Here is a 24,027-nt window from a genome sequence, read left to right as displayed (position 1 = left end):
TTTCGGGGTGCCTTCCCGGGCAATCCATGCCGACCATCGCCCAGCAACGGCGGCACAAACGGACGCTTGCGCCAGTGTATGCAGCCTCCCCAAGTACGGACTCCCTAAACGCTGCGGCACACCCTTGCTCTTCCGGCAGGGCAGTCAGGAGAAAGTGGGCTGGTGGTAAAGTTGATGGGGCGGCAGCCTGTGGTAAATACTCGAATACGCAAAACCCATTCGATAGTGGTATAAACATCAAAGCCGCAGTCTCCAAAGGGAGACTGCGGCTTTGATGTTTAATGGGAACTGTTAGTCGTTGATGAACTTCGGGTTGATCAGGTTCTCGATGGAAAAAACTTCATCATAATTTTAACTGAGCCAGGCAGGTGTACAATTGTTGTTTCTCATTTTCTTCCAATGGAAGCTTGGTAATGTGATGGCTGATTGCTTGTTTTATCTGATCGACATCGGCTTCAGTAGAACTTTTGTATTTATCCAGTTCATATGCAATCGCGTGGATTTGTGCAGCAGTCTCATCAGAATGGTTTGTGAGTCGATTTAGAAAATGGAGCAGATACCTTAGCAGTGCGTTTGGTTCATGATCAGGGTAGCGGATACAGTGATCGATTTCGCTCCATCCTTCTTCAAACAGCGTTTTAGCCTGAATCTCTACAAAGTATAGCTGTTTGTTTGGTTTTGATTTGATTATATAGTGCAGGGCAGTATACCCCCTTGGGTTAATAAGCACGTTGTAACCATGCTCACGAAGCAATTGAGACTGCGAAGTTGTTACGTCGTTCACATAAGCATAAGGCATGCGCTTTAGCTCCCAGGTATGCCGGATATACTTCCCGATGCTAAAGCAATGCTCTCGTTGAAGGTGTAAGACGCGTACCCCCGCCAGGTCGTTTATATGCTGTAAATAGTTGTGAACTGTTAGGTTCCGTTCAGGGTATTCTTTCTTTTTCCGGACAATTTTTTTGAGCAGGTGGATAGGCTCCTTAACCCGATACCGGACTGCGTGCACTTCATTTTCTCTAAGCAAGACATTGGCAATCAGCGATGCGATATCGTCTAACTCGTTGTGCCGCGTGATGTAATCATTATGAATCTCTACCAGATCAGCTAATTTGATGTCCCTCGCGCGTAATTCCTGCTCACTTACATTCAGTGAGGTAAGAATGGATTGGTGTGTTACACGTGTTTGGTCGGTATAACGGGACATGCGACAGTAGATTTTTGACTTCTACTTATTAGGTACGCTTTTGAAAGGTAAACGCATAAATCAGTTAGTTTATCAACATCTGGTTTCTTAATTCATCTTGTAAATAAGAGGACTTCAGGAGTTGTTTTTTGAATTCAGGAGGAAGGTATAAATTGATTTCATTGCGCCTGCTGTTGCCATGCGGGTCGCGTTTTCAGCAGCTGCTTTTGCAAAGGCCACGGAGGCTAGCCCCTTTCCTATGAGGAGACAATTCTGAACAATGCTTTCAATAGCTTCCCAATCATGTGCCGTCAAAAGTGCTTTTTCGTGTAATGCTCCTGCGCGCGCAAAAAGGTCGCTATCTCGATACTTCACTTTCTCCGCACTAATCATCATGCGCAACTTATAGCTTTACACAAATATTCTGCGGCTCGGTGAAGAAGCGCAAGGCCTCGAAGCCCCCTTCTCGGCCAACACCAGAATTTTTCATACCTCCAAATGGTGTACGGAGGTCGCGTAGTAGCCAGGTGTTGATCCAGACGATACCCGAACGGACCTGATGTGCGACACGATGTGCCCGGGACAAATCTTTCGTCCAGATAGTGGCGGAGAGGCCGTAGTCGGTGCAGTTGGCGTATTGGATCACTTCTTCGTCGGTATCAAAAGGCGTGAGCGTAACCACGGGGCCAAAGATCTCCTCGGTATTGGTGCGGCACTCTGGTGAGAGTCCTTCGATAACGGTAGGCGCGATAAACCAACCTTTCGCACAACGACCGCTTAAGTGTACCTGTTGGCCACCGGTCAGAATGGAGCCACCTTCTTGCCTGGCCAACTCGATATAAGAAAGCACTTTCTGCATGTGCTGCTCCGATACCACGGCCCCCATCTTGGTCCCGTCTTCCATTGGGTCGCCAACAGTCACGTTCTGCACCTTATCCACAAAAGCCTGTTTAAACTGTTCATAAAGCGGGCGCTCAATAAAAATTCGGGAGCCGCAAAGGCATATCTGCCCTTGGTTGGCAAACGACGATTGGATAGAGGTATGGAGCGCGTTGTTAAAATCGCAATCGGCAAAGATGATGTTCGGGTTTTTGCCCCCTAACTCTAAAGAGAGTTTCTTGAACATTGGTGCTGCAGTGGCAGCAATGCTGCGGCCGGTGTTGGTGCCGCCAGTAAAAGAAAGCACCGGTACATTCGGGTGGGCTACAATGGCGGCCCCTACTTTATACCCATACCCATGCACAATATTCAATACGCCAGCCGGTAGCCCAGCCTCCATACATAGCTCAGAGAGCAGGGAGGCCGTCATGGGCGTTACTTCAGAGGGCTTGGCTACGACACAGTTTCCGGCGGCCAGGGCGGGCGCGATTTTCCAGGTAAAAAGGTATAGCGGCAGGTTCCAGGGAGAGATACACCCGGCCACCCCATGCGGATGCCGGACGGTATAATTGATGGCTTCAGTCCCCTCCATATAATGTGCCTCAGAAGCAAAGTGCTGGATAGCGGTGCCGTAAAAGCGCATGTTGCTACTGGCTCGGGGGATGTCCACCGCCTTTGCCAGTTTCAACGGCTTTCCGTTGTCAACAGATTCTGCCTCAGCCAAACGATCCTGGTACTTGTCGATCAGGTCGGCGATCCGCATCAACAGTTGCCCCCGCTTTGCGGCGGAAGTACTGGCCCATGCCGGGAAAGCGGCCAGTGCACCCTGCACCGCTTGCTCCACATCCTGTTCGTCAGAGTCGGGGATGTGTGAATAAACCTCGCCTGTGGCCGGGTTATAGTTGTCAATATACTTCCCTGCTTTAGGGGCCACCAGTTGGCCGTTTATATAGTTTTTTATCTGCTGCACGGGTCGGGTTGTTAGAAATTCTAAATTAGATAGGCACAAGCCGGGTCAAACCACCCCTGCCCCTCCTTATCCAAGGAGGGGAGTCTGCTTTTCCTGAGACAGGCATTATGCTCTGTAGCTACAATATGAGTTTATAAATCTTTACTACATGAACTGTAGCTAAGCAACGTTGCAGTTTAAGCAGTAATAAAAACTCCCCTCCTTAGACAAGGAGGGGGCAGGGGGTGGTTGGATACCTATACCCCCAACCGTTAAATACTCCCCGTTCTGCCACCATCCACGGCTAAACTGACGCCATTTATGTAAGCGGCGGCGGGTGTGGCCAGGAAAGCGGCCGCCGCGGCTACTTCTTCAGGCTCAGCGAAGCGGCGGGCGGGTATGGCGGCTTCCATTTGCTGCTGCACTTCTTCCTTGCTTTTGCCAGCTTTGGCGGCCCTGCTTTCCACAATGTCATAGATGCGGCTGGTTTTGGTGGAGCCGGGCAGCACGTTGTTGACGGTGATGCCAAACTGCCCAAGCTCATTGGCCATAGTTTTAGCCCAGCTGGCCACCGCACCCCGCGTGGTGTTAGATACCCCGAGGCCGGCAATAGGCTCTTTCACGGAGGTGCTGATGATGTTGATAATGCGTCCGTAACCGGCTTTTTTCATGAGCGGTAGCACGGCCTGCACTAGTTGGTGGTTGTTGATGAGGTGCATGTTGAACGCCTTCAGAAACTCCTCCGGCTTCGCCTCGGTAATAGGTCCGCCAGCGGGGCCGCCGGTGTTGTTGATGAGAATGTGGATTTCGTCCTGCTCCTGCACATACCGCTGAATCTGCTGCTGTACTTCTTCGGGGTTCGAGAAATCAGCCACCACATAGTCGTGCTGCTGCCCGTTAGTTTTAGCTAGTTCTGTGATTGTTTCCTTTAGTTTCCCTTCGTTGCGGGCTATCAGCGTTACGCTGGCACCGAGTGTCGCCAGTTCAAGGGCAATGGCTTTGCCGATACCCTGGGTGCTGCCACACACCAGGGCGCGTTTGTTTTTCAGGTCTACGTTCATAGAGTCAATATACGGAAAAGAGGGTGAACATCATCCGCCAAAATGGTTTTGGTGCGGACAGTCACTATCATTTGTTGGTGCTTTTGCGTAACTTCCCTGTATCAACCTAACAAAACAGAACAATGGCGATCACGAGACCTTTCAACTTTAAAGCCTGGATAGACGAGCACCGCCACCTGCTAAAGCCTCCCGTGGGCAACCAGCAGGTGTTTAAAGGCAACGACGATTTTATTGTGATGGTGGTCGGCGGCCCGAACGCTCGCAAAGACTACCATTACGATGAGGGGGAGGAGTTCTTCTACCAGTTGGAGGGCGACATTGTGCTGAAGATAATCGAGGACGGTAAGCCGGTGGATATACCGATAAAAGAAGGCGAGATATTTCTGCTGCCGCCGCGCGTGCCACATTCCCCGCGCCGCCCGGCCAACACGGTGGGGATGGTGCTGGAGCGCTACCGCAAGGCCGGCGAGAAAGACGGCTTTATGTGGTTCTGCGAGAACTGCGGCAACAAACTGTATGAGGAGTATGCCGACGTGACCGATATTGTGGGGCAGCTGCCCGTAATTATGGATAACTTCTGGAAGAACGAGGAACGGCGTACCTGCAATAACTGCGGCGAGGTGATGCAGCCACCGGCCCCGCCTGCCGAAGCCAAGTAGCAAACATTTATACCATCAGGGGCACCCTTGCAGGACACATCGTGCTGCAAGGGTGCTTTTTACTTTCACAAAACCACCAGCATAGTATGGCACGGCTCTCAACAGAACGATTCATACTCAAAGAGATAGAACAGCAGGACAAGGAGTATATTTTCCAGGGCCTGTCTGATCCCGAAGTTACACAGTACTATGGCGTACACTTCCCGACACGGGAGGCTATACAGGAGCAGATGGATTGGTATGCAGACCTGAAAAGAAATGGTACTGGCCTGTGGTGGGGAATTTATACCAAAGACACAGACACATTTTGCGGAGCAGGTGGGTATAACGGCCTGGACAAAACGCACCGCAAGGCTGAGATTGGGTTCTGGCTGCTGCCAGCTTTCTGGGGTCAGGGGATTTTAAAGGAGGTGATGCCCAGGCTGTTTGAACTGGGGTTTCAGGAGCTGGGCCTGAACAGGATAGAGGGCTTTGTGGAGCACGGTAACCTGAAATGCAAACGAGCGCTGGAGAAAGTGAACTTTCAGTATGAGGGCACCATGCGGCAGTGCGAAATCAAAGACGGGAAGTTTATTGATGTAGATATCTACGCCAACCTGCGGGAGGTATAAACACGTTGCAGAGGCCTGAAGGGTAACTGAAACAATGCAAGAGGTTGGCTGGCACTGGATGTAAAATTCCGAAACCCGACGCCTTGCTGCCTGATTCCGTAAGTAGGGGCAAACGCAAACCGATGATCAAAACCAGCCTTTATACCCTTTCCTTTATAGCAGCGGCCTCCTTACTAGGAGGCTGCAACACCAAACAGCCGGTGGTACAGCAGCAACCCGACACCCTGGAAACGCCAGCCGGCCTTCGGGTGACCTTGCCTGCGCCCCACGCCACGGAGTCGAGCCGCAATTTCAGTAACGTGATCGGTTGGAAAGATGGCCGGACACCGCAGGCACCCGCCGGGTTTACGGTAACCAAATTCGCCGATGGACTGAAGAATCCGCGCTGGATCTACGTAGCCCCAAACGGCGATGTGCTGGTGGCCGAGGCAAGCACCGAGGTCGGCTTCTGGAAAGAGCTTGGCGCGAAGATCGTGGGTATCTCCAAGTCCATGGCCTTGGGCAACAGCGCCAACCGCATCACCCTGTTCCGGGACACAGACCACGATGGCCAGCCCGATGTACAGCAGACCTTCCTGAGTAATTTAAACCAGCCTTTGGGTATGCTGGTGCTGGGCAAGCACTTTTACGTGGCCAATACCGACGGGGTATGGCGCTATCCGTACCAGACCGGACAAACGTCTATCACAGCCAAGGGCGAGAAAATACTGAACCTGCCTGCCGGTGGGTATAACAACCACTGGCCCCGCAACCTCATTGCCAATGCCGATGGCTCAAAGCTATACATCGCCGTAGGCTCTGCAAGCGACCACGGTGAGCATGGTATGGAACACGAAACCCGACGCGCCAATATCCTGGAGGTAAACCCAGACGGCACCGGCGAGCGCGTGTACGCCAGTGGGCTGCGCAACCCCGTGGGTATGGGCTGGGCACCCGGCACCCATACCCTCTGGACGGCCGTGAACGAGCGCGATGATTTAGGCGACGAACTGGTGCCGGACTATCTGACCAGCGTGCAGGACGGCGGTTTCTACGGCTGGCCGTATGCCTACTTTGGGCAGCACGAAGACCCTGCGTGGCTCGGCAAGCACCCCGACATGGTAGCCAAAGCTATTGTGCCCGATGTGCCGCTGGGTGCGCATACCGCCTCGCTCGGACTGGCTTTTTATGATAAATCGGCTTTCCCGGAGAAATACCAGAACGGCGCTTTTGTAGGGCAGCATGGCTCCTGGAGAAGTTCGGACTTGGTAGGGTATAAAGTGGTGTTCGTGCCTTTCCGGAACGGAAAACCTGCCGGGCCCCCAGAGGATTTCCTGACGGGCTTTTATGCCGGTGGCGACAAGGTATACGGGCGTCCGGTGGGCGTGGCGGTGCAGCCAGACGGCTCGTTGCTGGTGGCAGACGATACCAGCAACACCATCTGGCGGGTGAGCGCGGCACATTAGCACCGGGCAGGTAGGGGCATGCGGAGGATAGGCGTGCAAAGGAAAAAAACGTATATTGATGCATTGACCATTGCCACGCCACCCATACCCTGCTCATCGTTACACGACACATGTATATGCCCAAAAGCAACCTTCAGCACGCTACAACCGCCGCCGACCTCTTCAAGATCGACATCCATACCCACATTTTGCCGCGCACCTGGCCAGACCTGCGGGAGCGCTACGGGTATGGCGGCTTCGTACGGCTGGAGCACCACAAGCCCTGCTGCGCCCGCATGATGATGGACGACAAGTTTTTCCGGGAGATACAGGACAACTGCTGGGACCCCGAGGTGCGCATGCACGCGTGCAGCCAGCATGGGGTAGGGGTGCAGGTGCTCAGCACGGTGCCGGTCATGTTTAACTACTGGGCCAAGGCCGAGCACACCCATGACCTGTCGCGCATGCTCAACGACCACATTGCGGGCGTGGTGGCCGATTACCCCGATCGCTTTGTGGGCCTGGGCACGCTGCCGATGCAGGCCCCAGACCTGGCCGTGAAGGAACTGGAGCGTTGCATGAAGGAACAGGGTATGGCTGGCATCCAGATCGGCACGCACATCAACGAGCACAACCTGGACTCTCCGTTTCTGTTTCCGGTGTTTGAGGCGGCGGCAGAGTTAGGCGCAGCCGTGTTTGTGCACCCCTGGGATATGTATGGCAAGAAGAAAATGAGCAAGTACTGGCTGCCTTGGCTGGTAGGGATGCCCGCCGAAACGAGTATGGCTATCTGCTCCATGATTTTCGGGGGGGTGTTCGAGCGGCTGCCGCACCTGCGGGTGGCCTTCGCGCATGGCGGCGGCTCGTTCCCGGCTACCATCGGCCGCATCGCCCATGGCTTTGAGGTGCGCCCCGACCTTTGCGCCGTGGATAACAACGTGCATCCGCGCGAGTACCTGGGCAAGTTTTACCTCGACTCGCTGGTGCACGAGCCGAAGATGCTGGAGTACCTCGTTGACCTGGTCGGGGCCAACAGCATCGCCCTCGGCACCGACTACCCCTTCCCCCTCGGCGAACTGGAGCCCGGCAAACTCATCGAATCCATGCCTTACGACCGCGCCACCAAAGACCGCATGCTGCACGGCACCGCGCTGGAATGGCTGAACCTCAAAAAAGAGCAATTTGTGAAAGGGGCGGATGGCGTGAAACAGCGGGTATAGCGACTTTCTGGAGAAAAGTTCCAACCACCCCCGGCCCCTCCTTTTCTAAGGCGGGGAGTCTACCCCCAGGCGGAGAGTTTTACCTCTCCCCAACCCTCTCCTAAAAACAGGAGAGGGAGCATGGATATTACATTTTTGAGCAGTTCCTCTTTCAACTTGACAGCAACTATAGAATGTATGGCTTGCTTTAGCAAAAGTAGACTCCCCGCCTTAGAAAAGGAGGGGGCAGGGGGTGGTTGGACCCGGTCCAAACAGAAACAACATCCGATCAGCCAACCCCTTACAGACACTCGCAACTCCGCAGGCAAATTCTTATCTTAGCAGCATTCAGAAAACAAAGGCTACGGGAAATAGCTTCTCTATACACACTACTACTCGCACGAACATGAACTACCAGAATACCCTGGCTTATGCGCAGGAGCAAGATCAAAACGACCCGCTATACCACTTTCGGGAGCGATTCCACTATCCGCAGGTAAACAAGCAGGACGCCATCTACCTTTGTGGCAACTCCCTGGGGCTGCAGCCAAAATCAGCGCAGATGTACATTGACAACGAGATGTATAAATGGGCCAATTTTGCCGTGGAAGGCCATTTTAAAGGCGAGGAGCCCTGGTATAATTACCATGAGCTCCTGGCACCTGGTGCAGCCCGCGTGGTGGGTGCCAAAGAGAAAGAAGTCGTGATCATGAACCAGCTGACCGTGAATTTGCACCTCATGCTGGTGTCTTTTTACAGGCCGGAGAGCAAGCGTTTCAAGATCATCACCGAAGGGGGCGCGTTTCCGTCCGATCAGTATGCGCTCGAGACACAGACCAAATTCCACGGCTACAACCCCGACGAGGCGATCATCGAACTCTTCCCGCGTGAGGGAGAGCGTACGCTTCGCACTGAAGACATCCTGCAAAGCATACAGGAGCATGGCGAGGAACTGGCCCTGGTGATGATGGGAGGTATAAACTACTACACCGGGCAGGTGTTCGACATGGCGGCCATCACGAAGGCTGGGCACGCAGCGGGTGCGCTCGTGGGCTTTGACCTGGCACATGCCGCCGGTAACATTCCGCTGCATCTCCACGACTGGGACGTGGACTTTGCCGTGTGGTGTACCTACAAATACCTCAACTCCGGCCCGGGCGGCACGGCTGGCGTGTATGTGCACGAGCGCTTTGCCAACGACAGCACGCTGCCGCGCTTTGCCGGCTGGTGGGGCCACGATGCCGACGAGCGCTTTAAGATGGAGAAGGGCTTTAAGCCGATGGAAGGGGCCCCTGGCTGGCAGCTCAGCAACGGCCAGATCCTGACTATGTCGGTGCACCGCGCGGCGCTGGAACTGGTGGAGCAGGCCGGAGGTATGGAAGCCCTGCGCACCAAAAGCGAAAAATTGACCGGCTACCTGGAGTACCTGATCGACGATGTGCCGGTGGGCGAGGAGGTGCTGGAGATGATTACGCCGCGCGACCCGCAGGCACGTGGTAGCCAGATATCGATCCTGGTGAAGCAGAACTCCCGTATGCTGTTCGACAAGCTCATGGAAGCGGGTATTATTGTGGATTACCGCGAGCCAAACGTGATCCGGATAGCCCCAACGCCACTTTACAACAGCTTCGAGGAGGTATACCGCTTCTCCGAAATCCTGCACGAATGCCTGGAGGGCGTAGTGGTTAAATAATCAAAATTGCCCTAAATCAAAATCGGCAGCCTGTTAATAGGCTGCCGATTTTGGTTAGCCTGCTGGCGAAGCGCTATCCTATACTTATCCGGATATATCCGTAACTATCCGAATAACTCTACGGCTACGCCGCTCCGCGAAATTGTACTTTACTTCAGGTAGATTTGTTAATTTCTAAATGTTAGCCAGTTAAACGTGACAGGAAAAGTCGCTTTTTAGTACCCGGAATGCCTGTTTACCTCAAGGATGCATTTCTCTACCTATGACCTAGGATGAAAGGGTTGTTTAGTTGCAATAAAGAGCGCATTTTCCATCTAAATTCTTATATTGTGAATAGGCGTGCTGTGGATGAAAGATAGGCAGGGATGTAAGAGGCATAAACTGAAAGCAAGCACAACATCACTAGTTCCCATACATAGTGCAGGTAAGCCGAATAGGTTACCGTTTGTATATTAGTTAGCAAATATCAATAATTAATCGAATGAGCTTTTTGGCTACTATACCAAGCAAAACAGACGAAGAATTAGAAGGTTACATTACTAACAGAAGGAAGTATGTACCAGAAGCAATCTCTGCCACCATCGATGAATTACAACGCAGGGGACGAGTCTTCACTGATGAGGAATTGGAAGAAATCGTCAGAGATAAAAATGAACAAATCGATTCTGAAAGAAAGGAAGATGAAGAACTCTGGCAATCATCCTCAAAAGGATGGAATAAGAATTTAGTCAGAGATGAGAATGCTCCTGCTTTATATTCCGAGAGAGTAATCTACATCTTTTCAGCAGTTTTCTTTGTCCTTTTTGGTTCTGTTTTGGTGGCTCTAAACATCAAGCGGACGGAGAGCAAGAATGGATTTTGGCAAGTCCTTATATTTGGTTTATCCTATACAGCTGGACAGATTGCCATATTGGACTCCATTCCAAGAAACTCAATCTTGACCATTTCTTTCAATCTATTCGGGGCGTTTATTCTACAGAAATTTTTCTGGCAAAAGTATATTGGCAAAGACACGAAATATAGAGCGAGACCAGTATGGATACCCTTGGCTATTGGAGTAGTGCTTTCTGCTTTGTTTATACTTGCTGCAATTGCAAGTGAGTACTAAGAACAACAGTTGCCAACAAAACTTATAGTGCATAAACGCACCATAGCCAAACCGTTGACAGCAAACTACGGGAACAATGCATAATTCAAAGAGTCTTCTCTGACTATCACTTACAAACGGCTCAAAAAACTTGTTGACAGACAAAAAGCGGGATGCGGAAAAATGAATAGAGTAGGCAAAAACATTTGGCGTTGTTACCTCCATAGCAATGGTGTTAGCTCTTACGGTAGCAGCACTAAGCATTATTGGTATTACAATCACTGGTCTCTATCCAGGGATTATTGTATTATCTTTGGGGCTCTGAGTTCAATTACTTCTAAGATTTACGCCAAAAAGGTTATGGGCAACTCCATTAATTTCTAGAGGAGATATTATATAACACTCACAATTTGCAATTTGCTATCAATCCTTGTCGTGATCTGTATGTTATCTGTAATCGTGCATGACCGTGTTCTCAAGGACTGTTGCTGATTTTTGTCAGGCAACACATGGATTATTGTACATTACAGATGACTGCCTGACTTGAAACTTCAGGGCTTAAATCGAAAAATCATACCATTAATAAAATACAATTCATAAAAAATGAATGATTCAAACATTCTTGACAAGCCTAAAATTCATTCGGAGATTGAGAATAAATCCAAAGAAATAGGGTTCACAATGCCTTCTGACCTTTACATCGGAACGCTATTAAAAACACTGATAACATCTAAACCTAAAGCAAACTTATTAGAATTAGGGACTGGTATTGGATTGTCGCTATCCTGGATGATAGACGGAATGGACGCTGAATCTAGACTCACTAGTGTTGATAATGACCCTAAACTGATTGAGATAGCTGAAAATTATTTTGGACAAGACAAAAGAGTACAAATAGTTTGTGCAGATGGAACCGAATGGATAAAAAATTACAAGGGAGATAAATTCGATCTGGTTTTCGCAGACGCGTGGCCTGGGAAATACAGTGAAACTGATGAAATTCTTGATTTGTTAAAAATCGGCGGACTATATATTATTGACGATATGTCAACGCAGCCAAATTGGCCTGACGGACATCAAGAGAATGTGAATAGGCTAATTGAGTATTTAGAAAATCGAGAAGATTTAACTCTTACTAAAATGAATTGGTCAACCGGAATTATAATCGCAGCCAAAAAACGCTAGGTGCAACACTGCCTATGAGTAGTTGCTTGTTCTGGCCTACTCTGAGAATTCCTCCGAAATTTTGGCTTGGTGTGCAGTTGCAAAGGCTCGTGTTAACCCTCGCAACTACTCATAGCTGAGGCTGTTAGCGGTGATCAAAATAATCAGGACACGGGATAATGAATTTCGTACATTGTGATAGATTAACTTGAAAATGATGAGGAAGGCGCAATTATTAAAGACCATTCAAGACATGCCAGAAGAATTTTCTGTAGATGAACTAATGGAAAGATTAATAATCTTGCAGAAAATAGAAGAAGGTCAACAACAAATACAGGCGGGTCAATTTTATACTGAAGAAGAAGCCAAAAAGAAATTAGAAAAATGGTTAAAGTAATATGGGCAGAATGAGCCATAGATGATTTAACCAGTATAGCGGAGTACAGCAGCAGATATTCGGATAAATATGCGTCCTCTATCATATCTAAACTATTCAACAAAGTGAATATTTTAAAGAAGACGCCCAGGATTGGAAGGATAGTGCCTGAAAAGAATGATGAGAATATCAGAGAATTGATAGAGGGGAATTACCGGATTATCTATGAGATTAGAGGAGAAGACAGAATAGAAGTGCTAATGGTACATCATTCCTCCAGACCATTGGTAAACGTATGACTTCCGCCAACACCGAGTTAGCACCACAGTTGGTAAAGGAGTAATCTGAGTCATAATTTATACAGTGGTAGCGCAGTGCCAGCCTGAAAAGGGAGTAGTCTTGAGACCCCCGCGGCGCCTGCTGTAAAATCACCCCAGGCACATAAAAGACAAGAAACTTGAAGCCAGCCCTTTTTGCCCTTCTATTACTGACAGCTTCCTTTTTTTCGTGCACCGCTGTAAAGCGCAATAAACCGGATCAGGTACGGCCATACATACCTGCTGACCAGGAGCTGTATGAGGCCATCGTTGGGATAGACCGCGCGTTTTTTGACGCATACAACACCTGTGATCTGGAAAAGCAGGCGTCTATCTACGCCGATGCCATTGAGTTCTATCACGACCAAGGCGGGCTAAGCACATCGAAGCAAGACATTCTCGATGCTACCGAAAGGAACATTTGCGGCAAAGTAACGCGCGAGCTGGTTGCAGGAAGCATAGAGGTATACCCCATTAAAGGGTATGGCGCCGTAGAGATGGGCTTTCATCAATTTCATAACAGCCAGGAGCCGGAGGCCATACCTACGCCAAGCAAATTTGTCATCATGTGGAAAGATGACGGCGGCAAGTGGGAAATCACTAAGGTCATCAGCCTTCACTAACAGCACGCTTGAAAGGGCACGGCGCTCTGCCTGCCAACCTAGCCTTTGGAATACACGAATAACAGGTAGGCAAGCCTGTAGATTTAGCAAGCATGTATGGGCCAAAGATGTAGCTTATGTATGACCAAAGCAGTATCCTCGTCGTTGTTGTCTTATTCATACTGATTCTCTCAGCAAACGAAGTCGGGAGTTTCTTTGGGAGTCGCTACCATAAAAAGAACGGCGAAGACATAAAGACACAGCCAAGCGCTATTCTGGGTGGTGTTTTTGGCCTGCTGGCCTTGCTACTTGGCTTTACGTTCAGCATGGCCCTGCAACGGTTCGACAACAGAACGGAGGCGCAGATAAATGAGGCAAATGCCATTGGCACCGCGCTGCTCCGGACGACCCTGCTGCCCGAGCCATACCCCAAAGAAGCCCACAAATTGCTGCAGCAGTATGTAACGGTGCGCCTGGAGATGTTAAATATCGACATCACAAAGAGAGAGGAACGGAAGCGGCTCATCCGGAAAACGGAGCAGCTGCAGGACCTAATGTGGGCAACGGCCGCCGCCGTGGAGCTCGATCCCAGGCCTGTGACGACCGGCTTGTTCGTTACCGCCCTCAATCAATTGATAGACGCACAAGGCAAGCAGAACACCATACAGCAGCAGCATGTGCCCGAGGTGATTTTTCTGCTCCTTTTTCTAGTGTTTATTGCGGCGGGTGCGCTCATGGGCTACGCCAAGGGGCTTGGCAAAAACCGGTCACGCATCCCCACTACCATCTTTATATTTCTGATTGTCCTGGTCGTGTTCCTCATCATCGACTTAGACCGGCCCAGAAGATCGCTTATCAGAGTAAGCCAGGAGAGTATGCTGGATCTCAAAAGCGACTAGCGCAAAATCATTCCCCATCAAAAGAACCAACCCCAGGCGGCTTAACGCCCCAACGCCAATGCCTTCAACGTTTCCGGGGTATAGGCAGGCCGATAGAATAGAGGCAGAAAGGCACCCGCCAAAGCCCATACTGCGTAGGTATGCCTACGCTGCGGAGCAACCGCCGACTAACTGCAGTTATACCACAGCAGGGCCAGAGCGCCTGGCTATACCCACAATAAACACGATGGATAATTACATAGTAGCGATGGCCGTGATTGGGTTTGCGGCACTGACGATGGCCTGGGTGCCGAGCCTGATGGAGAAAACGTTTATCTCATACCCCATCCTCTTTCTGATTCTGGGTATGTTGCTCTACCTCCTGCCTCTGGGCTTGCCATACCCCGACCCGCTGTGGCAGGAAACATACGTGGTGCGGCTGACCGAGCTGAGCGTGATCATCTCGCTGATGGGCACTGGCCTGAAACTCCGCCGGAAGATCAGCTGGAAGAACTGGCAGATCCCGCTGCGGCTTGTCAGTATCACGATGCTGCTCTGCATCGGCATCATGGCGGTGCTGGGCTGGCAGTTGCTGGGCATGACGCTGGCCGGAGGGGTGCTGCTGGGCGCGGTGCTGGCCCCCACCGACCCGGTGCTGGCCGAGCAGGTGCAGGTAGGCCCGCCACACGAGAAGGAGGAAGACGACGTACGGTTTTCGCTGACGGCGGAGGCGGGTATGAACGACGGCACCGCCTTCCCCTTCACCTGGCTGGCGGTGGTGCTCACGGTGGCCGCCAACACAGACGGCAGCTGGGTAAGCGACTGGGTGATCCGCGATTTGCTCTACCGCATTATAGTGGGCGTGAGCAGTGGGGCGTTCATTGGGCTGGGGCTGGCCTTTCTTGTTTTCTACCTGCCTGCCAAATCCAGGTTCCCGAAGGCCCGCGACGGTTTTCTGGCACTCTCGGCCACGCTGGTCTCCTACAGCTTCACGGAGCTCCTGCATGGGTATGGCTTCATCGCGGTATTCGTGACGGGCCTGACACTGAGCAGCTTTGAGGAGGAGAACGAGTACCATACCGAGATGCACGACTTTGTAAACCAGATCGAGCGCATCATCATGGTCACGCTGCTGATCGTTTTTGGCGGGAGCCTCGTAACCGGCCTGCTCGATCACCTGACCTGGCAGGGCGCGCTGGTGGGGCTGGGTTTCCTGTTTATCATCCGGCCCGTCACAGCGTTGCTTGGGCTGGTCGGGGTGAAAAACTGCTCGTGGCGCGAGCGGCTCTCGATCAGCTTTTTCGGTATCCGGGGCATCGGCTCCTTTTTCTATCTGGCTTTTGCCCTGGAGCAGGTGGGCTTTGCCGATGCGGAGCAGCTGTGGTCGGTGGTGGGCTTTATCGTGATGGTGTCGATCATGCTACACGGCCTGACCGCCTCCCACGTAATGGATTACCTGGACTCGAGCAGAAGGAAGGGCAAGATGAAAGACAGCACCCTGCACGGAAGCTACTCCGTCCGGACAGATGAGCCCTAAGCTATGCCCCTCCCAAAGATAGACTTGCCTGACGCTGACCTATACTATGCCCCGCACTTTTTTAGTCTGGAGGAAAGCGACGCGTACTTTAAAAAGCTGGAACAGGAAATAGACTGGCAGCAGGAACACATCAAACTGTTTGGGAAGGAGCTGCCCATGCCGCGCCTCACGGCCTGGTATGGCGACAAAGGTTATACCTACTCCGGGCTGTATAACGCGCCAAAACCCTGGGTGCCGGTGCTGCAGGAGCTGCGCGAGCGGGTGGAGCAGGCCAGCGGGAACCGCTACAACAGCGTGCTCCTGAACTATTACCGCCACGGCAACGACAGTATGGGCTGGCACGCAGACAACGAGGCCGCGCTGGGTCCGGAGCCCGCCATCGCCAGCCTGAGCTTTGGCGGCGAGCGAAAATTCGGTTTAAAGCACCGCACCCGCAACGAGCTGAAAACAAGCCAGATCCTGCTGGCGCACGGTAGCCTGCTGCTGATGGAGGGAGCCATGCAGCATCATTGGCTGCACCACATCCCCAAGACCAAACGCCCCGTACAACCACGCATCAACCTCACCTTCCGGAACGTGAAAGGGTAGCAACTTTTGTCAATCCGGGCCGGATACCGTTACTTTACGTCGTCAAGGGGGCATGGGCTCCGCCGAATTATGACTGATAAGAAGAATATTGCCATTATGGGGGCCGGTTTGGTCGGCTCGTTGCTGTCGCTGTACCTAGCCAAGCACGGGCACAAGGTAGACCTCTACGAGCGCCGCCCGGACCTGCGCACTACCAGCATAGATGGCGGCCGCTCCATCAACCTCGCCCTCAGCGACCGCGGCTGGCGCGCCCTCAAGGGCATCGGCATAGAGGAGGAGGTGCGCAAGGTGTCTATCCCGATGTACCGCCGCGTGATGCACGACGAGCAGGGCAACCTCACATTTCAGCCCTACGGCAAAGAGGGACAGGCCATCTACTCGGTGTCCAGGGGTGGGCTGAACATGGCCCTGATGAACCTCTCGGAGCCGAACCCCGACATTACCTACCACTTCAGCAGGCAGGCCATCGACGTGAACCTGCCCACCAACGAGGTGCAGCTGCGCCACATCGAAACCGGCAAGATAGAAACCGTGCAGCCCGACCTGCTGTTTGGGGCGGATGGGGCTTTCTCGGTGGTGCGGGGCGCGATGCAGAAAACCGAGCGCTTCAACTACGAGCAGCACTACCTCGAGTACGGCTACAAAGAGCTGACCATACCCGCCACGGCAAGCGGCGACTGGACCATCGAGAAGAACGCGCTGCATATATGGCCGCGCGGCAACTACATGATGATCGCGTTGCCCAACATCGACGGCAGCTTTACCTGCACGCTTTTTTTCCCTTACGAGGGCAAACACTCCTTCTCCACTATCAAAAACGAAAACGATCTACTGAGTTTTTTCCGGGAGGTGTTCCCGGACGCGGTGCCCCTCATGCCGGGCCTGGCTGCCGAGTATTTCGGGAATCCGGTCGGTTCGCTGGTCACGATCAAGTGTTTTCCGTGGAGCTATAAAGGCACCTCGCTGCTGATCGGCGACGCAAGCCATGCGGTGGTGCCGTTTTATGGCCAGGGGATGAACGCGGGGTTTGAGGACATCACAGTGCTGGACCAGATGCTGGATAGCTTCGACGGCGAGGACTGGCAAGTGCTGTTTGAGCGGTTCGAGCACCGCCGCAAACCCGATGCAGACGCCATCGCCGATCTGGCCGTGCTCAACTTTATCGAGATGCGCGACAAGGTGGCCAAGCCGCGCTTCCTGCTCCGCAAGAAAATAGAGCGCAGAATATCCGAGCAGTACCCCGACAAGTGGATTCCGCTATACTCCATGGTCACCTTCACCGACCTGCCCTACTCATACGCCCTCGAAACCGGCCAGATGCAGGACAAGATCATGAAACGCGTGATGAAGCACATCAGGACACTGGACGACTACGACAAGCCTGAAGTGCAGCAGCTTCTGGAAAAGCAACTGGTGCAGAAAGAAAGGCTGAAAAAATACGTGCCGCAGGAAGCGTAACTCAAGCATTTCAGCAGTCAGCGGGTCTTATTTCCTTCCCCGGAATGCAAGGGTGAATTAATACCACTATCAATTAGAATTTGCACAGTCAAATTTGACGTTACGCAAGAAAGCCGCGCAATTCGTAAAAGTCCCCCTTGGGGGTAGGGGCCCTCGACGAAGAAGGGGGCAGGGGGATGAGAGGCGGCCGAAACAGCCTTTCCTGCTCTTGCTTGATAAGAAACAGCTTCTAAATATCTCACAGGTGATTGCCCGCAGGGAGTGTCATCCCCCAACCCCCTTCAAAGGGGGACAAAAGTAGGTATTGCGTAACAGCAGGTACAAACAATTCACGAAAACACTTCAATACGCAAAATCCATTCGATAATGGTATAAGGTCGTATCCGGTGCCTTCTCAACGGCTATAGCAATCTCAATTCATAAAAAAAACAAAAATCCCCGCCGGTATCAACCAGCGGGGATTTTATATATAAGGGTGATGGGGTTAGGGCTGCACCTGTTCTGCTTTAGGTTCTTCCTGCCCATGGGCAAACTCCACGATGCGGAAGGTTCTGGCCTTGCGGTCGTAGTAGCCGTAGTGCAGCTTGTCGCCGTAGCGGTATACCGTCTTAAACTCCGGCTCGGGCTTTAGCTCTTGCTCAAAATCCTCAATCTTTTCCTGCAGCACCTCGGTTGCCTTGCCAGCGCTTACCTTGGCCAGGTCAGCAGAGTTAAGCACCGACCTGAAGTAGGTGCTGGTTCCTGGCCCAGAACTGAAACCGCTGCCCTGGCCATAGGGGTCGTAGAAGTAGCGGCTGTAATAGGGCGAGTTCAGGTAATAGCTCGGTATGCTGTAGGCTGGCGTCCAACGGCCCGGCACCATCATGAGGCCGCGCGAGGTGCGCACATAGCGGTCGGGGGTGCGCACCATGCGGGTGTCATCGTTTCGGCCATTGCGCTCCGCCGGTGCTTTGTACGAGCCGATAGTCAGTTGCAGGGTGCTGTCGTTGAAGGTGTCCACGGTAATAGCGGGCACGCCGTCAGCTAGGTTTTTCAGCACTTTGGATGTCTTCTCGATCTCCTTGGTGTTGTTGGAGGAGAAGATGGAGCCAGCTCCGCGCTGCTGCACAGGCGTAGACTTGATGGCGATTTCCTCCTCGCCGCTGTAATTATACTCTTTGATCGGCTTCAGGGTGTTAAAATCATAGGCGGTGAGCTTAAACTGATCCCGCTCCAGGTTTACCCGGAACAGCTTGTCCTGAAAGAGGAAGGAGTTAAAACTCGGGTCGTTGCGCTGCTCCAGTGCGGGCAGGGTGCGGTACTCTGTCTCGCCAGTGTCCCAGTCCAGCGCCAGAATCTCGGTCGTCGCCTCGTTCTTGCTGCCTTTCAGGTCAAAGCCATCAAAGATCATGTATATCTTCCCGTCCCGGGTATAGATCTTGCTGCGGTGGTGGCCGGTAAACACATTGTGCTCAATATTGTCGCTCACATAAATGAGGTCCGCCTCGCGGGCGTAGCGGTCGCGGGTGCGGGGCATGTTGGGCTTGAACACGCGGTGCTCCAGGTGGGCCACGTCCTCATCGTTGTCGCGGTAGAGGTGCAGGTTATTGTCTCTGTCGGTATAGAGCATGTAAAAATGCTCCTCGTTGCCAAAGCCACCCAGGAAGTTGGCGTTTCGGGCCACCTGCAACTGCTCGTCCTGGAGGCTTCGGAAAGCACCGGTCTGGCGGTTCACGGCGAAGGGGCGCACATACTCGCGGCGGCCGTTGGTATAGCGGCTGTAGAACACGAACTCCTCATCCGTCACGCGGGTGCCCAGTATCTGCGGCTCCTGCGAAAAGCGGTACGGGATCTCGTGCTGCGCCAACTGCTCGCCGCCCGGCGAGAGAAGGGAGATGTTCAGCTTTCCGTTCTGGTAAAAGTAAATACACACGTTGCCGCTCTTGTCTGCCACCGTCACAAGGTCCTCGGCGCGGTTCATGGGGAGTTGTATATTGGCGAACTCTTTCTGGGCATTGGCCGCGGTGGCGAAGGCCCCCATCAAGAGCAGGCTCAGGAATAATTTACGCATAGTTGTAGGCTTGAGTGATGTATAAACACAACGTGCAAATTTTTGGCCAAAGTATACAAAATCAATGGCTAAGGAAAGAAAATTTTTGGTTGAGGGATTGCGTTTGGTTGGTGTTATGGGTACGGCCTGTCGCGTTTGCTACATATAGCTGTGTTATACTGCTTCTATTATTCTTTTCTTCGGTCTTTTTTGGTTAGAGGCTGCAACTGTTCCACTACAGTGAGGGTCATGCCTATATAACCCTTCAGAAAAGTCAAATGATAAATATCTACAGAACACTGACTTTAGCTCTTGTTTCGGTAGCCTTACTGAGTGCCTTTGGCTGCCAAAAAGAAGAGGCACAGGCGCCGGGGGCAACGCTGCTGCCCTGTGATGCGAACCGGGAAACAGTGCAAACGGCTAACGCACTGGAGGGCTTTGTCTGGTTTAACACAACAATTCAGGAATACGCGATCTATGTGGGCGTAGGCGGCACCTATGATACACAGTATGTCTGTGTGCCCTGCAAGCTGCCGGAAGAACTTAAACAGGAGGGTGTACAGGTCGTGTTCAGCGGAAAATTGAAAGACTTTGGACAGCAACCGGCAATGATGATGCCGGGCCAGACGTACTATTATCTCCACCTGTCGAACATTGAAGCGCAAGACTGAAAAAGTTTGTCCGAATCAGGATTTTCAGGAGGAAAGGATTAACAGGAGGTGCGTGGTATATATGAATGCGCTGTGGCTAATCCTCTTCTCTGGGAGTATATAATAAACCATCCTGAAAATCATCTAATTCTGGAATTCCTGATTCAGACAACCGCACAAAAAAGCCCGGCCATATAGAGCCGGGCTTCTGAAATCATATATAATTGCTGCTTCAATCTATAGCCGACGCTTAAAACTCCGCGTTTTGCGGGGTTCTCGGGAACGGGATCACGTCGCGGATGTTGCCCATGCCCGTCACGAACTGCACCATGCGCTCGAAGCCGAGGCCGAAGCCCGCGTGCGGACAGCCCCCGAAGCGGCGCGTATCGAGGTACCACCACAGGTCCTCCTCGTGGATGCCCACGCTTTTCATGCGCTCTACCAGTATCTCCAGGCGCTCCTCACGCTGTGAGCCGCCCACGATCTCGCCAATGCCGGGAGCCAGGATGTCCATTGCGGCCACGGTTTTGCCGTCATCGTTTAGGCGCATGTAAAAAGCCTTAATGTCCTTCGGGTAATCCGTCACGATCACCGGCTTTTTGAAGTGCTTCTCTACCAGGTAGCGCTCGTGCTCGCTCTGCAAATCTATACCCCAGCTAACGTCATACTGGAATTTCTTCTTTTTATAATGGTTCGAGTTGAGCAGGATGTCGATTGCCTCGGTATAAGTCACGCGCTCAAAGTCGTTATCCACCACAAACTCCAGCTTCTCCAGCAAGGTCATTTCCTGGCGCTCGTTCTGTGGCTTGCTCTTGTCTTCCTCCGCCAGGCGCTGGCCCAGGAACTCAATGTCGTCGCGGTTGGTCTCCAGGGCATGGCGGATGATGTACTTGATAAACTCCTCAGCCAGGTCGGCGTTCATTTTCAGGTCGTGGAAGGCCATTTCCGGCTCGATCATCCAGAACTCGGCCAGGTGGCGCGTGGTGTTGGAGTTCTCCGCCCGGAAGGTTGGCCCGAAGGTATAAATATCGCTGAAGGCCATGGCCGCCAGCTCGCCCTCCAACTGCCCGGATACCGTCAGGTTGGTGGCTTTGCCGAAAAAGTCCTCCGTATAATCTACCTGCCCATCCTCGGTGCGCGGCGGGTTAATCGGGTCCAGGGTGGTTACCCGGAACATCTCGCCCGCGCCCTCCGCATCGGAGGCCGTCACGATCGGGGTGTGCATGTACACAAAGCCCTTCTCGTTGAAAAACCTGTGCACCGCAAAGGCCAGCGTGTTGCGCACCCTGAAAACCGCCCCAAAGGTGTTGGTGCGGAAGCGCAAATGGGCGATCTCACGCAGGAACTCCAGCGAGTGCGCCTTCTTCTGCAGGGGGTATGTTTCCGGGTCGGCCTTGCCCAGCACTTCTACCTTGATGGCCTGAATCTCAAAGGCCTGTCCTTTACCCTGCGAGGCCACCAGCGTACCGGTCACGGCAATGGCGGCACCCGTGGTCACGTCCTTCAGGGCCTCTTCGCTGAATTTTTCGGCGTCGGCCACTACCTGCAGGTTATGTATGGTGGAGCCGTCGTTCACGGCGATGAAACTCACAAACTTGTTGCCGCGCTTGGTGCGCACCCAGCCTTTCAACAGGACTTCTTTGCCTTCTTCGGCACCCGATAGCAGGTCTTTTACTTTTATGCGTTGCATATGTCTGGTTATTGTCTCCTTCAGTTACTAAAGGTATGGATTCTTAGATTATGTGCGGATCACGATGCACGTAGCATGACACACGTAGCACGACTCTTCAACTAAAGGCAAATCCGGCAGATCAAATCATATACTTCTAACACATGGTAAGGAAGCGTGAAATAATCTGATGTTGTGCTACGTGTGTCGGGATACGCCATACTCGTGTATCTTCTCGAAAATCTCCCAAAGTAACGATATTTTAACCTTTTTTGTAAATGCAAGTAAAATTATCCTAAATTTGAATGTGCGCATATGGGCACATTTTTTCTATTCATACTATGCAGCGACTCGATTTAAGACAACTTTTGTCCCAGAAGTTATCGCCGCAGCAGATACAATTTATCAAGCTGCTGCAGATACCTACTGTGGAGTTGGAGGCGCGCATAAAGGAGGAGATGGAGATAAACCCGGCCCTGGAAGAGGGGCGCGAGGAGTCCACGGATGAATACAGCGAGACGGAGGATTTTGAGGGAGAGGAGGAGTACAGCAAGGACGAGGACATTGACCTGAACGACTACCTGAACGACGACGAGATCAGCGGCTACAAGATGCAGGGCGATCGCGGCGGCGATGAGGAGGACCGGGAGATGCCGATCGCGATGACCTCCACGCTCACCGACTCGCTGATGGACCAGCTGGGCTTCCTGAGCCTCGACGACCGGCAGTACGCCATCGGCATGCAGCTGATCGGCAGTATCGATCACGACGGCTACATCCGCCGCGACCTGTACGCCATTGTGAATGACCTGGCCTTCTCGCAGAACATCGAAACTACCGAAGAGGAGGTGGAGCAGGTGCTGCACATGATCCAGACCTTCGACCCGGCGGGCATTGCCGCCCGCGACCTGCCTGAGTGCCTCCTGTTGCAGCTGGGCCGCCGCGAGCAGGACGAGATCACCTTGCTGGCCGAGCGCATCATCACCGACGCGTTCGAGGAGTTCACCAAAAAGCATTACCAAAAGATACAGAGCCGGTTCAGCATCACGGAAGATGAGTTGAAAAAGGCCATTGACGTGATCATCAAACTGAACCCCAAGCCGGGCGGCGCCGGGGCCAGCATGACGCGTGTGCAGTACATCATCCCCGATTTTATACTGGCCAACGAAAACGGCGAGTTGCAGCTGTCGCTGAACTCGCGCAACGCCCCCGACCTGCGCATCAGCCGCTCTTACTCCGACATGTTCGACGCCTACGACAAGTCAGACAAAAAGGACAAGAAGCTGAAGGAAACAGTGACCTTTGTGAAGCAAAAGCTGGACGCGGCCAAGTGGTTCATCGACGCCATCCGGCAGCGCCAGAACACCCTGCTCCGCACCATGGAGGCCATCATCAAGTACCAGCACGATTTCTTTCTGGAAGGCGACGAAAGCGAGCTGCGCCCGATGATCCTGAAAGACATTGCCGAGGAAATTGGGATGGACATCAGCACCATCAGCCGCGTGGCCAACAGCAAAGCCGTGCAAACCGAGTTCGGCATCTACCCGCTCAAATACTTCTTCTCCGAGGGCATCGCCACCGACTCGGGCGAGGACGCCAGCAGTCGCGAGGTGAAGCACATCCTCAAAGAGATCATCGAAGGCGAGAGCAAGCGCAAGCCGCTCTCCGACGAGAAGATAGAGAAGATGCTGAATGACAAGGGGTATAACATTGCCCGCCGCACTGTGGCCAAATACCGCGAGCAGCTCAATATTCCGGTAGCCCGCCTGCGCAAAGAGCTGTAAAAGCTGATACATTCTCAGACACACGACACACGTATCAGGGCACACGATTTTCTATAGTCGGAGAAGGTCTTGCTGAGCGAAATAAGGAGCTGGATGCAGGCATGAGCGCGCGGACTACTATCTTTATACCTGTTGCTCCCGTTTATACCCTCTAAGAAGCTGTTTTAAAAGGTAATTAGGGATAAAAAAAGTGCCCACTTTGGTTAAGATAGTTATTCGACCAACTA

22 protein-coding genes are annotated in these 24,027 nt (G+C 52.5%); 16 read left to right on the top strand and 6 right to left on the bottom strand.

The window, feature by feature from the left end:
* Positions 1-343: 343 nt before the first annotated feature.
* The 4 genes from MKJ04_RS22295 to MKJ04_RS22280 all read right to left on the bottom strand — a co-directional run bounded on the left by MKJ04_RS22295 (position 344) and on the right by MKJ04_RS22280 (position 4,075).
* The gene (locus MKJ04_RS22295) at positions 344-1,207 is read right to left on the bottom strand and encodes a RelA/SpoT domain-containing protein (protein WP_241644349.1); all 864 of its coding nucleotides are present in this window, start codon (positions 1,205-1,207) and stop codon (positions 344-346) included.
* A gap of 114 nt (positions 1,208-1,321) precedes the next feature.
* Positions 1,322-1,582 carry a hypothetical protein gene (locus tag MKJ04_RS22290; protein ID WP_241644347.1) on the bottom strand — a complete coding sequence of 87 codons (261 nt, stop codon included), beginning with the start codon at positions 1,580-1,582 and terminating at the stop codon, positions 1,322-1,324.
* A gap of 7 nt (positions 1,583-1,589) precedes the next feature.
* The gene (locus MKJ04_RS22285) at positions 1,590-3,035 is read right to left on the bottom strand and encodes an aldehyde dehydrogenase (protein ID WP_241644345.1); all 1,446 of its coding nucleotides are present in this window, start codon (positions 3,033-3,035) and stop codon (positions 1,590-1,592) included.
* A 251-nt stretch (positions 3,036-3,286) separates the two neighbouring features.
* Positions 3,287-4,075 carry an SDR family oxidoreductase gene (locus MKJ04_RS22280; RefSeq protein WP_241644343.1) on the bottom strand — a complete coding sequence of 263 codons (789 nt, stop codon included), beginning with the start codon at positions 4,073-4,075 and terminating at the stop codon, positions 3,287-3,289.
* Between the two features lie 122 nt (positions 4,076-4,197).
* Here MKJ04_RS22280 and MKJ04_RS22275 point away from each other — a divergent pair, with 122 nt between their 5' ends.
* From MKJ04_RS22275 to MKJ04_RS22215, 14 genes are all read left to right on the top strand, one after another.
* Positions 4,198-4,734: a 3-hydroxyanthranilate 3,4-dioxygenase gene (locus tag MKJ04_RS22275; protein ID WP_241644341.1), complete on the top strand. Its 537-nt coding sequence runs from the start codon at positions 4,198-4,200 to the stop codon at positions 4,732-4,734.
* A gap of 86 nt (positions 4,735-4,820) precedes the next feature.
* Positions 4,821-5,345, top strand: a complete 525-nt coding sequence (locus MKJ04_RS22270; RefSeq protein ID WP_241644339.1) for a GNAT family N-acetyltransferase — start codon at positions 4,821-4,823, stop codon at positions 5,343-5,345.
* A 122-nt stretch (positions 5,346-5,467) separates the two neighbouring features.
* A complete protein-coding gene (locus MKJ04_RS22265; protein WP_245402732.1) occupies positions 5,468-6,790 on the top strand; it encodes a PQQ-dependent sugar dehydrogenase in 1,323 nt (440 codons plus the stop codon).
* A 116-nt stretch (positions 6,791-6,906) separates the two neighbouring features.
* Positions 6,907-7,989 carry an amidohydrolase family protein gene (locus MKJ04_RS22260; RefSeq protein ID WP_241644337.1) on the top strand — a complete coding sequence of 361 codons (1,083 nt, stop codon included), beginning with the start codon at positions 6,907-6,909 and terminating at the stop codon, positions 7,987-7,989.
* Positions 7,990-8,374: 385 nt separating this feature from the next.
* A complete protein-coding gene (gene kynU / locus MKJ04_RS22255; RefSeq protein WP_241644335.1) occupies positions 8,375-9,661 on the top strand; it encodes a kynureninase in 1,287 nt (428 codons plus the stop codon).
* 490 nt (positions 9,662-10,151) lie between these two features.
* Complete coding sequence (locus MKJ04_RS22250; protein WP_241644333.1) at positions 10,152-10,769, top strand: hypothetical protein; 618 nt, start codon at positions 10,152-10,154, stop codon at positions 10,767-10,769.
* Between the two features lie 582 nt (positions 10,770-11,351).
* Positions 11,352-11,933, top strand: coding sequence for an O-methyltransferase (locus MKJ04_RS22245; RefSeq protein ID WP_241644331.1), 582 nt, complete (start codon positions 11,352-11,354; stop codon positions 11,931-11,933).
* A gap of 232 nt (positions 11,934-12,165) precedes the next feature.
* The gene (locus MKJ04_RS22240; protein WP_241644329.1) at positions 12,166-12,309 is read left to right on the top strand and encodes a hypothetical protein; all 144 of its coding nucleotides are present in this window, start codon (positions 12,166-12,168) and stop codon (positions 12,307-12,309) included.
* 17 nt (positions 12,310-12,326) lie between these two features.
* The gene (locus MKJ04_RS23000) at positions 12,327-12,587 is read left to right on the top strand and encodes a type II toxin-antitoxin system RelE/ParE family toxin (RefSeq protein ID WP_410896843.1); all 261 of its coding nucleotides are present in this window, start codon (positions 12,327-12,329) and stop codon (positions 12,585-12,587) included.
* A gap of 158 nt (positions 12,588-12,745) precedes the next feature.
* A complete protein-coding gene (locus MKJ04_RS22235; RefSeq protein ID WP_241644327.1) occupies positions 12,746-13,228 on the top strand; it encodes a nuclear transport factor 2 family protein in 483 nt (160 codons plus the stop codon).
* A 116-nt stretch (positions 13,229-13,344) separates the two neighbouring features.
* Entirely contained in the window at positions 13,345-14,106 is a 762-nt protein-coding gene (locus MKJ04_RS22230; protein ID WP_241644325.1) for a hypothetical protein, read from the top strand.
* Between the two features lie 58 nt (positions 14,107-14,164).
* Positions 14,165-15,622, top strand: coding sequence for a cation:proton antiporter (locus MKJ04_RS22225; RefSeq protein WP_241644323.1), 1,458 nt, complete (start codon positions 14,165-14,167; stop codon positions 15,620-15,622).
* A gap of 3 nt (positions 15,623-15,625) precedes the next feature.
* A complete protein-coding gene (locus tag MKJ04_RS22220) occupies positions 15,626-16,210 on the top strand; it encodes an alpha-ketoglutarate-dependent dioxygenase AlkB family protein (protein ID WP_241644322.1) in 585 nt (194 codons plus the stop codon).
* Between the two features lie 69 nt (positions 16,211-16,279).
* On the top strand, positions 16,280-17,668 hold the full coding sequence (locus tag MKJ04_RS22215; RefSeq protein ID WP_241644321.1) for an FAD-dependent oxidoreductase: 1,389 nt from the start codon (positions 16,280-16,282) through the stop codon (positions 17,666-17,668).
* A 484-nt stretch (positions 17,669-18,152) separates the two neighbouring features.
* Here MKJ04_RS22215 and MKJ04_RS22210 read toward each other — a convergent pair whose 3' ends face one another.
* Positions 18,153-19,718: a hypothetical protein gene (locus tag MKJ04_RS22210; RefSeq protein ID WP_241644320.1), complete on the bottom strand. Its 1,566-nt coding sequence runs from the start codon at positions 19,716-19,718 to the stop codon at positions 18,153-18,155.
* Positions 19,719-19,975: 257 nt separating this feature from the next.
* Here MKJ04_RS22210 and MKJ04_RS22205 point away from each other — a divergent pair, with 257 nt between their 5' ends.
* Positions 19,976-20,368, top strand: coding sequence for a hypothetical protein (locus tag MKJ04_RS22205; RefSeq protein WP_241644319.1), 393 nt, complete (start codon positions 19,976-19,978; stop codon positions 20,366-20,368).
* Positions 20,369-20,597: 229 nt separating this feature from the next.
* Here MKJ04_RS22205 and asnS read toward each other — a convergent pair whose 3' ends face one another.
* A complete protein-coding gene (gene asnS, locus MKJ04_RS22200; protein ID WP_241644318.1) occupies positions 20,598-22,037 on the bottom strand; it encodes an asparagine--tRNA ligase in 1,440 nt (479 codons plus the stop codon).
* A 320-nt stretch (positions 22,038-22,357) separates the two neighbouring features.
* Here asnS and rpoN point away from each other — a divergent pair, with 320 nt between their 5' ends.
* Positions 22,358-23,800, top strand: coding sequence for an RNA polymerase factor sigma-54 (rpoN, locus tag MKJ04_RS22195; protein WP_241644316.1), 1,443 nt, complete (start codon positions 22,358-22,360; stop codon positions 23,798-23,800).
* Positions 23,801-24,027 lie beyond the last annotated feature (227 nt).

This window comes from Pontibacter sp. E15-1, assembly GCF_022601975.1.
Classification (GTDB): Bacteria; Bacteroidota; Bacteroidia; order Cytophagales; family Hymenobacteraceae; genus Pontibacter.
This window is presented reverse-complemented; position numbering and strand designations above follow the sequence as displayed.

What these genes read in the sequence shown, in the direction of transcription:
- MKJ04_RS22295 (WP_241644349.1), bottom strand. Translation starts at nt 1,207, where the DNA reads ATGTCCCGTTATACCGACCAAACACGTGTAACACACCAATCCATTCTT.
- MKJ04_RS22290 (WP_241644347.1), bottom strand. Translation starts at nt 1,582, where the DNA reads ATGATGATTAGTGCGGAGAAAGTGAAGTATCGAGATAGCGACCTTTTT.
- MKJ04_RS22280 (WP_241644343.1), bottom strand. Translation starts at nt 4,075, where the DNA reads ATGAACGTAGACCTGAAAAACAAACGCGCCCTGGTGTGTGGCAGCACC.
- MKJ04_RS22275 (WP_241644341.1), top strand. Translation starts at nt 4,198, where the DNA reads ATGGCGATCACGAGACCTTTCAACTTTAAAGCCTGGATAGACGAGCAC.
- MKJ04_RS22270 (WP_241644339.1), top strand. Translation starts at nt 4,821, where the DNA reads ATGGCACGGCTCTCAACAGAACGATTCATACTCAAAGAGATAGAACAG.
- MKJ04_RS22265 (WP_245402732.1), top strand. Translation starts at nt 5,468, where the DNA reads ATGATCAAAACCAGCCTTTATACCCTTTCCTTTATAGCAGCGGCCTCC.
- MKJ04_RS22260 (WP_241644337.1), top strand. Translation starts at nt 6,907, where the DNA reads ATGCCCAAAAGCAACCTTCAGCACGCTACAACCGCCGCCGACCTCTTC.
- kynU (WP_241644335.1), top strand. Translation starts at nt 8,375, where the DNA reads ATGAACTACCAGAATACCCTGGCTTATGCGCAGGAGCAAGATCAAAAC.
- MKJ04_RS22245 (WP_241644331.1), top strand. Translation starts at nt 11,352, where the DNA reads ATGAATGATTCAAACATTCTTGACAAGCCTAAAATTCATTCGGAGATT.
- MKJ04_RS22240 (WP_241644329.1), top strand. Translation starts at nt 12,166, where the DNA reads ATGCCAGAAGAATTTTCTGTAGATGAACTAATGGAAAGATTAATAATC.
- MKJ04_RS22230 (WP_241644325.1), top strand. Translation starts at nt 13,345, where the DNA reads ATGTATGACCAAAGCAGTATCCTCGTCGTTGTTGTCTTATTCATACTG.
- MKJ04_RS22225 (WP_241644323.1), top strand. Translation starts at nt 14,165, where the DNA reads ATGCCTTCAACGTTTCCGGGGTATAGGCAGGCCGATAGAATAGAGGCA.
- MKJ04_RS22220 (WP_241644322.1), top strand. Translation starts at nt 15,626, where the DNA reads ATGCCCCTCCCAAAGATAGACTTGCCTGACGCTGACCTATACTATGCC.
- MKJ04_RS22215 (WP_241644321.1), top strand. Translation starts at nt 16,280, where the DNA reads ATGACTGATAAGAAGAATATTGCCATTATGGGGGCCGGTTTGGTCGGC.
- MKJ04_RS22210 (WP_241644320.1), bottom strand. Translation starts at nt 19,718, where the DNA reads ATGCGTAAATTATTCCTGAGCCTGCTCTTGATGGGGGCCTTCGCCACC.
- MKJ04_RS22205 (WP_241644319.1), top strand. Translation starts at nt 19,976, where the DNA reads ATGATAAATATCTACAGAACACTGACTTTAGCTCTTGTTTCGGTAGCC.
- asnS (WP_241644318.1), bottom strand. Translation starts at nt 22,037, where the DNA reads ATGCAACGCATAAAAGTAAAAGACCTGCTATCGGGTGCCGAAGAAGGC.
- rpoN (WP_241644316.1), top strand. Translation starts at nt 22,358, where the DNA reads ATGCAGCGACTCGATTTAAGACAACTTTTGTCCCAGAAGTTATCGCCG.